The sequence below is a fragment of the Argonema antarcticum A004/B2 genome (assembly GCF_023333585.1).
In the GTDB taxonomy this organism is placed as follows: Bacteria; Cyanobacteriota; Cyanobacteriia; order Cyanobacteriales; family Aerosakkonemataceae; genus Argonema; species Argonema antarcticum.
Genome location: NZ_JAIQZN010000155.1, coordinates 1 through 10,324, shown reverse-complemented (window position 1 = coordinate 10,324; position 10,324 = coordinate 1). Strand labels below are relative to the sequence as shown.

The window sequence follows — 10,324 nt, the reverse complement described above, 5'->3', positions numbered from 1 at the left end:
GGAGGGGGAGCAAGAATGAGCAAGAAACTGTTGTATTGACTATTTCTCCCCCCTCTCCGAGGTCGGAGAGGGGGGTTGGGGGGGTGAGGTTTTTTCAGTTTCAGCTAAATTCTGAAAATAACAAAAAGAAACTATGACAAAAGCTCTTAACTGTGTTGACCTGTGCTTTGTTGTCGATACAACTGGCAGTATGGGTTCGTTCATCGAAGCGGCAAAGCAACAGTTACTCGATACCATTAGTTTGCTGAAAGCTGATAGTGGTATTGACTTGGAAGTAGGTTTGGTGGAATACCGCGATCACCCACCGCAAGATAACTCTTTTGTAACTCGTGTTTACCCGCTGACTGCTAATTTGAAGGAGATGCAGAAGGCGATTAACCAGTTGAAGGCTGATGGCGGTGGTGATGGCCCGGAAGCGGTTTATAGTGGGGTTCGGGATGCTTGCGTACAGATGCAATGGCGTCCTTACAGCTGCCGCTTTATCTTACTGGTTGGGGATGCGCCACCGCACGGCTTTGCTAAGTGGTTGCAAGAAATGCTTCCCACCCAACAACGTGGCGGTCGAGGCGGAAACGGCGATGGGTGGCCCAATGGTTGTCCTAGCGGTTTGAATGTCCAGTCGATCGCCGCTGCTGCGGAAAACCAGCGGGTGACGGTTCATGCTTTGTGCATGGGTGGCGATGCCTTTACTATGCAGGCGTTCGGTGCGATCGCAACTGCTACTGGCGGTCAGTCTGCGGCTGCTAGCAGCGCCAAGGATGTGATTAGTAAGATGGTGGCTATGCTGAAGGATGAGTTCCGCGACTTGGAATTCGATCGACAGGTGTTGGAAACTGTCTTGAATCTGGGGAATCTGGATAGTACCCAGGTAGCCGATACTCTAGCTTGTCCGCGACTGCAAGCTGCTGCTGCGATCGCACGTTTGGGAAAGCGAGGTTTCTTGGATTTTTAAGTACATAGAAACCCGGTTTCTCGAAAAAACCGGGTTTCTGGGGTACGCTACATCAAGCCTTGATTTCTAGGTGCGATCGCAATCTTGTTCCTTTGTAACTCATAATGGAGGTCAGCTAATGAGCGAATTCCTGACCATTTCCAATGTTGCAATGTTGCCAGAACCCAAACGGGGAACTGTAGAAAAAGCGATCGCACCTGGATTGCGCGGTAGAGTAAAAGCATTAGGTAGCTACTGGCCTGCTGAATTCTACCAGCCAGAAGGTCAAGTGCAGCTATTACCAGGTGAAATAATCCTCGTAGTCGGCATCAAGAATATCACTTTGCTGATAGTACCGCTGTCTTGAAATGGTTGTAGGGTGGACAATGCCCACCCTACAATTTTTGGTAACAAACGAAGGCGGTAACATTTCAATTTTATAATAAACTTAGGTATCTGTAGTGAGAGATTAAGCAAAGTGCCAGCACGCGACAAATATCATGACAATTTCAAGAACGCATTGGCCAAGGATGGATGGAGAATTACTCACGATCCTTTACGATTGAAGTGGGGCAACAAGGATCTCTATGTTGACTTAGGCGCGGAGCAGTTATTAACCGCAGAAAAAGCCGGATGCCAAATCGCAGTAGAGATTAAAAGTTTTGGCGGTGCGTCTGAAATGAATGATATTGAAAATGCTGTTGGTCAATATTTTGTGTATCGTTCTGTTATGGCACGAACAGAACCGAGTCGAACACTCTATGTCGCGGTTCACGATCAAGTATTTATAGAGATTTTTGAAGAGCCTGTCGGTCGGTTAATAATTGAAGACTATCAGATACCGCTTATTGTTTTCGATCCCCAAACGGAGCTTATTCTCAGATGGATACCAAACAAACCTATCGTCGATTGATTGAAGAAATTATCATCGGGCACACTAAAATTCCATATTCTTATGGCGACATTCAATTTGAAACAGTTTTCGATCGCGAACAAGAGCGATATCTATTGATGATTCTGGGACGAGAAAAAGTTGGCGGAGATTTACCTTCAACAACTCGCCGAGTTCATGGCTGTTTAATTCACATTGACATTATTGATGGCAAAATATGGATTCAGCGCGATGGAACAGAGGATGGAGTTGCTAATCAACTTGTAGAAGCGGGTGTTCCGAAGGAACATATCGTGCTAGGTTTTCGTTCGCCTGAATTTAGAAAAATTACTGATTTTGCTGTGACATAAGATTTTTTGTACCTTGCTAACTTTACACGATGATACTCTACCGTCCTGTCGGATTAAAAGAACTAGAACTAATAGCGGAAGCTGATTTCAAAGCTTTTCCGCCTCGACTTCCCGAACAGCCAATCTTCTATCCAGTCCTCAATTTTGAGTATGCCGAACAAATTGCGCGAGACTGGAATACAAAAAGCAATAGTTTTGCTGGCTTTGTGACTAAGTTTGAGGTAGAAGACGACTATGTGAGAAAGTTTGATGTTCAAACAGTTGGCAGTCGCATTCATCAGGAATTGTGGGTGCCAGCAGAAGAATTGCCAGAATTTAATCATCACCTTATTGGTAAAATCACAATTGAAGCAGCTTACTACGGCGAAAATTTCAAAGGTGAGATAAATCCCGAAACAAATCTGCCGAAAATAATCAAGTCAGCCTAATCATAGGACTTACGATCGCACTTTTAAAAAAGATGAAAGTTACTAATGTGATAAACTAAAGGGGATGTTATGAGCGATTTGCAGGCAGTTTATAAAGCGATCGCACTAGAAGTGCAACAGCAACTTGCCAAACAATATCCAAATCAACGAACCATTTACAAGCGGGTTTGTATCAATAATAAAACAAAGGAAAAACTGAAATAATTATGAGCATTTTTAAAGTAGAAGTCGTCAAAATTAACAACGCCAATCCTCACGCCAATGCTGACAGATTGGATATTGCCAGTATCGAAGGAATGGCGTATCAGGTAATCACCGCCAAGGGGAATTTAAAACCGGGAGATTTGGCTTTCTACTTCCCTATTGATAGCGTTATTCCCGATCGGTTTTTAGATGAATTCGGGATTCGTCCTTACTATTCCAAGAAACTCCGGGCGGCAAAACTGCGAGGCATATTCTCTGAGGGTTTACTTATTCCCGTTGGCGATAACTTTGCGGGAAATGTGGGGGATGATTACACGGAATTTTTCGGTGTTACTAAGTACGAATATCCGATACCGCAAACGATGAATGGGGATGTGGAAACTGCGCTCGGGCCTTACAAATTTCCCAGTCCTGAAAACCTGAAGCGATATCGAGATGTTCTCTCTTATGGAGAAGAAGTAGTTGTAACGGAAAAAATTCATGGTACGAACTTTAGCGTCTTGGTAGATGCTGATGGAACAACCCACTTAGGCAGTCACAATTACTTTTGGAAGAATAACGAGAATAACAAAACTCTCGTTTATGTTCGGGCTTACAACGAGTATCCTGTACTGCATAAGTTGCCGCCAAATACTCAAATATTTGGAGAAATTTACGGAGTACAGGATCTTAAGTATGGCTTGAATAATGGCAAAATAGGAATTGCATTTTTCGCCGTCAAGCAAAACGGCAACTTCCTGAACTACGCTGAGTTTATCGCTTTTTGTGATGACTATTCATTGCCGAAAGTGCCTGTCCTTTATATTGGCCCTTACAGTTGGGAAGCGGTGTCTCAGTTTAACAATGCTGATAGCACAGTCAGTCCTGATTGCATTATGGAAGGCGTTGTGGTACAAACGCTGGTGGAACGCACAGATCCAGAAATCGGTCGGGTGGTGCTTAAGCTAATTAGCGATCGCTACCTGCTTCGCAAAGACGGTACAGAACTCCATTAGCACAGGCAGTAGGGCTCAAGCAAATTGGGCTCTTTCGGAGTTGCTATGCTTTTGTTCACTTAAGAACATTTTTATTGATTTTCTCCTCTCCCACTCTCCCCCTCTCCCCCTCTCCCCCTCTCCCACTCTCCCCCTCTACTCAAATAGCATAGTAAGTACGGAAGAGCCGGACATAGGTTCAAATCCAAATTGCAGTCTCAACAGTAGTATTCTTAAGACTACTACTGTAGGATTGAGAATACTGCTACTAAAGATTCTCTTTCAGGGAATAAAGCCAAAATCCCCTAAAATCTGTAGCTTCCAACCAAATCATTACAAAGTAGGACAACAAATATGAACTGGAAAATGCTTTCTCTAGCCGCTGGTCTGGTTCTGGCTACCAGTCTCACCGCTTGCGCCAATAAATCCGCTACCGAAAATCAAGTGTCTCCAACTGCCGTCCCCGCTAGCAACAGCAAACCGGCTGACACGATGAAGAAAGACGATGCCACTAAACCGGCTGACGCGATGAAGAAAGACGATGCCACCAAACCGGCTGACGCGATGAAGAAAGACGACCCCATGAAGAAGCAGTAGTAGTTAAAGACAAAGAAGAGGATAAGAGCGATCGCCTTACCCACCGCGATCGCTCTTATCCTGGGTGTTCCGAAAAGATTTGCGTGTCCTAACACTTGGAGCATACATACTTCAGTACGAGAGGAACGGTAATCGTGGCATCGCCTTTGAGCGGTGTAGCGATCGCGTAGCTTACCCTGTATTAGCATTGAGGAAATCGCTGAGAAGCTGGAAGGTGGGCTTGGAGGTAGCCATCCTTTAAAGAGTGTGTAAAAACTTACCAGTGGAGTGATTTCTAAAAGCGATCGTTTTGCTCTAGAAACTTACACGCAAGTATTTGAAGATCGGGTTATGAACGATTCTCGATTAGTTAAAATCAGCAAATATCTTAGTTACCATCTTCGGCATCGTCCTGATAAAATAGGTTTAGAACTGGCCGAAGGAGGCTGGGTTTCAGTAAATGAACTCCTATCCGCGTGTAAAAAAGATCGCTTTTCCATCTCTCGCGACGAATTGAATGAAGTAGTGGAAAACAACAACAAAAAACGCTTTTCCTTCGATTCCACAGGTACTTTAATTCGCGCTAATCAAGGGCATAGTGTAGAAATTGATTTGCAGTTGTCACCCACTGTTCCGCCAGATGTGTTATACCACGGTACAGGACACCATGCAGTCGAGTCCATTCTGCAAAACGGTCTAAACAAAATGTCACGACACCACGTCCATCTAGCGACAGATATTGCCACAGCGAAAGCAGTAGGCAAACGGCATGGTAAACCCGTGGTTTTTGCTGTAGATGCTCAAGCAATGCACCGGGATGGTTATGAATTTTACTGTTCCGATAATGGGGTTTGGTTAGTCGATCGCATTCCCCCCGACTATCTTAAGCAGATATAATTAAGTGGTGACAACTATGCGAGAGATGAAATCATGCGGCATAATTGTGATGCGTACCGAACCGCAGTTAAGTTTTCTGCTAATGCAGAAACCCAACAGCTACGACTTACCAAAAGGTCATATAGAAACTGGCGAAGACGAGTGGAGTTGCGCCCTCCGCGAACTGCATGAAGAAACTGGTATTCAAGCCAGCGCCTTACATCTAGATGAAGAATTTCGTTTCACCGATACCTATCAAACCCGCTACAAGCGATTTGGTGGCAAAAAAGTAAACAAAACTGTCGTCATATTTCTAGGATGGCTGAACCAAGAAGTAAGCGTGAAAGTTAGCGAACACAGCAGTTTTGCGTGGGTGGAATGGAACCCCCCTCACGCGATTCAGAAAAAAATCATCGATCCGCTGCTGCAAAAGTTAGAAGGATATTTACTTGAAAAAGGATTGAGAATTATTATGTAATAAACATCGGGTAAAATCAAGAAAAAACTTCCTTTGAAAATCAGCTATTACAGCATAGATAAACTGAAACTATGGCATCAGGATATTTTAACAACGATGACGCTCCCGTCAACCAAAATCCCCAAGCAAAAGGCTTATTAGGAGCTGGTTGGAGACCGTTATCCCGGCATTTTGACTGGGGGTTTTTCTTACATATTTTATCTAACGATTCCTGGCAGCTAACCCAGAAGGGACTGGCTGTAGCTAGCGACCTTGCTGACGCTATGGGTCGCAACGAATATACCTGGTGGGCAAATATATTAAATGTATTTTCCGAAAGTACGCGATACAAAGTGGATGAGTTTTGGAATTACGTCACACCCGAACCACTAGCCCCAAATTATCGCTGCAAAGACACGCTGAATACGGAGACTCCAATTGCACAAACAGTCAGCCGTGACAGTATTCCAATAGATTACCTTCTCAACCGACTTCAGGAAATTACTGTTCTCAAAATACTGGATTTATTGGAACGTCCCGACATCATTACCCAGTATTATATGGAGCGCTATTATTATTACCCAGTAGGTCGCTTTACGAACTGGGATCGTCTAGAAACTCTCGGCACTATTTATGCCTATTGGTCTAAACATGAAGTGTGGTTACAAGTTGACAGCTACGAAAAAGGACGGAAACATTATAGCCTCATGGCTAATAATTTAGCACCGCTGATTAATAAAGCAACTTACAATTTGGCAGTAATGCTTAGTGGGTATAAAAGCCGTGTGGGACAGATTCACAGTCAGTTTTCAATTCGGAGTTTTCCTGCTGATATCCAAAGCTTTACTGATAAAATACAGCAAGCCGTTCTCGACCAGAATCAGTTGGCTGTGTTGGTACATGGAGAACCCGGTACAGGTAAAACTGCTTGGACGCAAGCAGTGGCAAAAGAAATTCTCATGCCTCTGGGATATGTAATTTTTATCCTGGATCACGATGCCGTTGAGAATTTTGTGCCTCCGAGTTACTTGGAGAAAATTTGTCTGATTATTAATGAAGCCGATAATTTGGCTCAAAATCGAGCTAGTGAAGCGGCTCAATACAATACGAAGACTGAGCATATTCTGAGTTTGCTGGATGGAACTTTGTATCAAAGTGTAGTTGAGGAGGGTGGTATTCAGGCGCAGCAAAAGTTGGTTGTGTTGATGACTTGTAACACGACTGAACGATTAGATCCTGCGGTTTTACGCAAAGGTCGGATTGATTTTATTTACGAATTTGCTCACCGATTTGTTTGAATAAATAAGCCATAATTTAAAACAATACTTGAGCGATGAAAAGAGAGTTTGAGCCAACTGAAGCGCATCAGCAAAACTATGACAGATATTCGTAAACTCCTTAACCAAATAGCTGCACAGGAAACGCAGTTGCGCGACACGCAATTCCTCGCACCCTGCGTGGGTGGAGGATTAGTAAGAACCAGAGTTTCCCATATCATTTATAATTTTGCACCAAAGCCGCGCAATTTTGAGGGATGGGGCATTTTTCAGCCTGTGAATGAGAAAACTGCTGAAGTAATTGATGAACCGAGTTTGCCGCAATTGGGGGAATATTTGAAATTGCTTCAGCCGTTGCGTCTGCGGTTAGCTTATGTTTTGAAAGGAAAAACCTGGCTAGCTTATCCTATCAACGAATCTGATGCGAAACAACGTTTTGGGATCGCCAAACCTGTAGCGGTGAATCTGGTTACTGATGCGGCAACTTTTGAGCCAATAATTGCGCGTTGGGATGGCGGTTACTGGTGGTTTGATGAGTGCGATCGCAGGGCCGATCCGCTAGTAGCCGAACAACTAAAAGAAGCGCTGAAAAATGTGATATCACCGCCAGAATTGCGCTTCAAAGGGATAACGCCAGAGATGCGTACTGTCTACGATTTGGTGGCTCACCAGGCAAAAGAGTTTGAAGCCAAAATGCAGCAAAACCGCGATGAAAAACGCTTGGCGGCGGCATTGCGGCAAGGTGGGGGCGAGTTACGGGAGTTTCGCGATCGCAACGATCGTTGGCTAATCGAGTGGACTACTGCCGATGGATCTCGCCACACTTCTGCTATTGACAAAAACGACTTAACTGTGATAAGTGCTGGCATTTGTCTCAGCGGAATGGATAGAGATTTTGATTTGCAATCCCTAGTTGGTGTTGTTGAAGCTGGATAAATGAGTATTTTCTTTCACGAACAACGCTATCGCACGTCTGAAGTAATGGCACGGATGCGCGAGTTTGAAGTAACTGTCTGCGGTGCGGGTGCTTTGGGTGCAAATATTACCGAAAGTCTGGCCCGATCGGGCCTTGCTAAGCTGAAGGTGATCGATCGCGATCGCATCGAGGAACGCAACCTCTCCACCCAACCTTACTATCGTTCGGATATCGGTGCTTTTAAAGCCAAAATATTGGCTAATTCGCTTTACCGTGCCTTGGGAGTGAATCTAGAGGCACAATCTAAAGAGTTGATCGCAACTAACGCAGCGCAATTGCTTGGCAACACATCTTTAGTTATCGATACTTTTGATAACAGCATCGCACGCCAAACGGTCAAAGATTACTGCGAAAGCGCAAATCTGCCTTGTCTTCACGTTGGATTAGGCGGAGATTATGGCGAGGTAATTTGGAATCAGGTTTATCGCGTTCCGTCTCCTGCAAACGATGATGTCTGCGACTACCCACTTGCACGCAATCTAGTCATGCTAACAGTTGCTATCGCCTGTGAAGTTATTGTTACTTTTGTTGCCACAGGGCAACAACAAAGTTTTACAGTAACATTGAGAGATTTAGCGGTCAAGCCATTCGCCTAAAATTGCGATCTGGGGTAAAATCCAGATCGCAATTTCAGCATGGCTAATGGCAATTATAGCTAGGGACTAGGGGCTATAAAAGTCAAAAGAAGAAACAAGAAAGAAGAAAGGGGCTAGGGGCTAGGGAAGAGGAAAAAGCTTAGTGCGTAAGGGATTATGGACTAAAGGTAACAGTTCGAGTTGCCCTAATCGCCCTGGCGGTTGCTATAGAAAAGAACAATGAACAATCAACAATGAGCAGAGAAATGTCACTACTTGGGTAAAACTTGGCGTAATGCTTCTAAAAGACGATCGACATTTTCTTTCCGACTGTTGAAACCCATTAAACCAACACGCCAGACTTTACCCGCCAATTCCCCAAGTCCGCCGCCAATCTCAATGTTATATTCGTTGAGTAACTGGCGCGATACTGCCTTCCCATCCACACCCTCTGGAATGCAGACAGTAGTTAAAGTTGGCAGACGGAACTCTCGCTGGACGTGGAGGGAGAGTCCCAAGTCTTCCAATCCCTGCCAAAGATACTCCACATTCTTTTGATGACGCTGCCAAGAGTTTTCCACACCTTCTTCGGCAACTAAACGCAGGGCTTCCCGCAGAGCATAGTATAAGTTAATGGGGGCTGTGTGGTGATAGGTGCGTTCCTTTCCCCAGTACTTAGACAATAACGTCATATCCAGATACCAGTTGGCAACTTTATGGCGACGTTGCTGCAATTTCTCTACAGCACGGGGACTCATCGTAAATGGGGAAGCACCGGGGGGACAACCCAACCCTTTCTGACTGCAACTATAAGCTAGATCGACTCCCCACTCATCTAGAAATATGGGAACGCCGCCCAGACTGGTTACCGTATCCAGCAACAAGAGACAGTCAAATTCGCGACACAGGTCGCCCACTCCTGACAAAGGTTGACGCGCCCCTGTGGATGTCTCGGCATGGACTAAAGCCAGGATAGCAGGACGGTGAGTTTCTAGCGCTGTCCGCAATTCGGTTAGGGAAAAGACTTGTCCCCACGGTTTGGTAATGGTTCGCACGTCCGCGCCGTATCGTCCCGCCATATCAACGAGGCGATTGCCGAAGTATCCGCTGACACCAACCAGAACCACATCGCCAGGTTCGGTGACGTTGGCGATCGTTGCTTCCATTGCGGCGCTTCCCGTACCGCTAACTGCGATCGTGAGCGGGTTTTCCGTCTGCCAAACGTAGCGCAGCAAGCTCTGGATCTCATCCATCAGCGCCAGAAATGCCGGGTCGAGGTGTCCTACAGGCGGGGTATTCATCGCTTGCAGGACGGCTGGATGGGCATTCGACGGGCCTGGGCCAAGCAGCAGACGAGTCGGGATTTCCAAGGGAGCGAGTTGAAGTCGCTGACTGTTGTTAATTGAGGATGTTAGAGTCATTATTTGTTACGTTTTGAAATATTTTGGAGTAAAAGCTAGCCCTGTATCAAATAGAGTTCAGCATCTAGATTACGATGAATTACAGCCGCTTGCAGTACACTGAAATCAGTTCTTCGATAGCGCGATCGTAGGGGCGGGTTTTTGGCAAAATTTTCTGATGATAACCAATATTTGGGATAAACTCGCCCCTACAGCCTGTGCCTTTCTGGGTACGTTGTTGCGCTTTAGCGCTCTTAAAGTTGCTAGTTACTTGCTTTCTGGGTACGTTGTTGCGCTTTAGCGCTCTTAAAGTTGCTAGTTATAGCAACCGCCAAGGCGACTCTTGACAGTAGGGGCGAAGCATTCGGGTAGTAAATCTTCGGTTTTAACCAATAAATTATATGCCCG

At 45.2% G+C, this 10,324-nt stretch carries 14 protein-coding genes; 13 read left to right on the top strand and 1 reads right to left on the bottom strand.

Annotated elements, in window-relative coordinates:
* Window positions 1-133: 133 nt before the first annotated feature.
* From LAY57_RS33580 to LAY57_RS33525, 13 genes are all read left to right on the top strand, one after another.
* Window positions 134-952 (top strand): vWA domain-containing protein, encoded by an 819-nt coding sequence (locus LAY57_RS33580; protein ID WP_249071533.1) that lies wholly within the window; start codon window positions 134-136, stop codon window positions 950-952.
* Window positions 953-1,070: 118 nt separating this feature from the next.
* Window positions 1,071-1,298: an NfeD family protein gene (locus LAY57_RS33575; protein WP_249071532.1), complete on the top strand. Its 228-nt coding sequence runs from the start codon at window positions 1,071-1,073 to the stop codon at window positions 1,296-1,298.
* 111 nt (window positions 1,299-1,409) lie between these two features.
* Window positions 1,410-1,844, top strand: a complete 435-nt coding sequence (locus tag LAY57_RS33570) for an element excision factor XisH family protein (RefSeq protein ID WP_249071531.1) — start codon at window positions 1,410-1,412, stop codon at window positions 1,842-1,844.
* The gene (locus LAY57_RS33565) at window positions 1,814-2,173 is read left to right on the top strand and encodes a XisI protein (protein WP_249071530.1); all 360 of its coding nucleotides are present in this window, start codon (window positions 1,814-1,816) and stop codon (window positions 2,171-2,173) included. The genes LAY57_RS33570 and LAY57_RS33565 overlap by 31 nt, the downstream gene beginning before the upstream one ends.
* A gap of 29 nt (window positions 2,174-2,202) precedes the next feature.
* Entirely contained in the window at window positions 2,203-2,601 is a 399-nt protein-coding gene (locus LAY57_RS33560; RefSeq protein ID WP_249071529.1) for a hypothetical protein, read from the top strand.
* A gap of 69 nt (window positions 2,602-2,670) precedes the next feature.
* Window positions 2,671-2,805, top strand: a complete 135-nt coding sequence (locus LAY57_RS36055) for a hypothetical protein (protein WP_275994462.1) — start codon at window positions 2,671-2,673, stop codon at window positions 2,803-2,805.
* 2 nt (window positions 2,806-2,807) lie between these two features.
* Window positions 2,808-3,800, top strand: coding sequence for an RNA ligase (ATP) (locus LAY57_RS33555; RefSeq protein ID WP_249071528.1), 993 nt, complete (start codon window positions 2,808-2,810; stop codon window positions 3,798-3,800).
* Window positions 3,801-4,133: 333 nt separating this feature from the next.
* Entirely contained in the window at window positions 4,134-4,376 is a 243-nt protein-coding gene (locus tag LAY57_RS33550; protein ID WP_249071527.1) for a hypothetical protein, read from the top strand.
* 330 nt (window positions 4,377-4,706) lie between these two features.
* A complete protein-coding gene (locus LAY57_RS33545; RefSeq protein ID WP_249071526.1) occupies window positions 4,707-5,252 on the top strand; it encodes an RNA 2'-phosphotransferase in 546 nt (181 codons plus the stop codon).
* A gap of 4 nt (window positions 5,253-5,256) precedes the next feature.
* The gene (locus LAY57_RS33540) at window positions 5,257-5,709 is read left to right on the top strand and encodes a bis(5'-nucleosyl)-tetraphosphatase (RefSeq protein ID WP_249071525.1); all 453 of its coding nucleotides are present in this window, start codon (window positions 5,257-5,259) and stop codon (window positions 5,707-5,709) included.
* 71 nt (window positions 5,710-5,780) lie between these two features.
* Window positions 5,781-6,986 carry an AAA family ATPase gene (locus LAY57_RS33535; RefSeq protein ID WP_249071524.1) on the top strand — a complete coding sequence of 402 codons (1,206 nt, stop codon included), beginning with the start codon at window positions 5,781-5,783 and terminating at the stop codon, window positions 6,984-6,986.
* Window positions 6,987-7,034: 48 nt separating this feature from the next.
* Window positions 7,035-7,901, top strand: a complete 867-nt coding sequence (locus LAY57_RS33530) for a hypothetical protein (RefSeq protein ID WP_476727028.1) — start codon at window positions 7,035-7,037, stop codon at window positions 7,899-7,901.
* Window positions 7,902-8,537 carry a HesA/MoeB/ThiF family protein gene (locus LAY57_RS33525; protein WP_249071523.1) on the top strand — a complete coding sequence of 212 codons (636 nt, stop codon included), beginning with the start codon at window positions 7,902-7,904 and terminating at the stop codon, window positions 8,535-8,537. It abuts the gene before it with no gap.
* A 251-nt stretch (window positions 8,538-8,788) separates the two neighbouring features.
* Here the strand turns inward: LAY57_RS33525 and LAY57_RS33520 are convergent, their stop codons facing one another.
* Window positions 8,789-9,937 carry an alanine--glyoxylate aminotransferase family protein gene (locus LAY57_RS33520; RefSeq protein WP_249071522.1) on the bottom strand — a complete coding sequence of 383 codons (1,149 nt, stop codon included), beginning with the start codon at window positions 9,935-9,937 and terminating at the stop codon, window positions 8,789-8,791.
* Window positions 9,938-10,324: the final 387 nt, after the last annotated feature.

What these genes read in the sequence shown, in the direction of transcription:
- LAY57_RS33535 (WP_249071524.1), top strand. Translation starts at nt 5,781, where the DNA reads ATGGCATCAGGATATTTTAACAACGATGACGCTCCCGTCAACCAAAAT.
- LAY57_RS36055 (WP_275994462.1), top strand. Translation starts at nt 2,671, where the DNA reads ATGAGCGATTTGCAGGCAGTTTATAAAGCGATCGCACTAGAAGTGCAA.
- LAY57_RS33555 (WP_249071528.1), top strand. Translation starts at nt 2,808, where the DNA reads ATGAGCATTTTTAAAGTAGAAGTCGTCAAAATTAACAACGCCAATCCT.
- LAY57_RS33580 (WP_249071533.1), top strand. Translation starts at nt 134, where the DNA reads ATGACAAAAGCTCTTAACTGTGTTGACCTGTGCTTTGTTGTCGATACA.
- LAY57_RS33545 (WP_249071526.1), top strand. Translation starts at nt 4,707, where the DNA reads ATGAACGATTCTCGATTAGTTAAAATCAGCAAATATCTTAGTTACCAT.
- LAY57_RS33560 (WP_249071529.1), top strand. Translation starts at nt 2,203, where the DNA reads ATGATACTCTACCGTCCTGTCGGATTAAAAGAACTAGAACTAATAGCG.
- LAY57_RS33520 (WP_249071522.1), bottom strand. Translation starts at nt 9,937, where the DNA reads ATGACTCTAACATCCTCAATTAACAACAGTCAGCGACTTCAACTCGCT.
- LAY57_RS33525 (WP_249071523.1), top strand. Translation starts at nt 7,902, where the DNA reads ATGAGTATTTTCTTTCACGAACAACGCTATCGCACGTCTGAAGTAATG.
- LAY57_RS33550 (WP_249071527.1), top strand. Translation starts at nt 4,134, where the DNA reads ATGAACTGGAAAATGCTTTCTCTAGCCGCTGGTCTGGTTCTGGCTACC.
- LAY57_RS33575 (WP_249071532.1), top strand. Translation starts at nt 1,071, where the DNA reads ATGAGCGAATTCCTGACCATTTCCAATGTTGCAATGTTGCCAGAACCC.
- LAY57_RS33565 (WP_249071530.1), top strand. Translation starts at nt 1,814, where the DNA reads ATGGATACCAAACAAACCTATCGTCGATTGATTGAAGAAATTATCATC.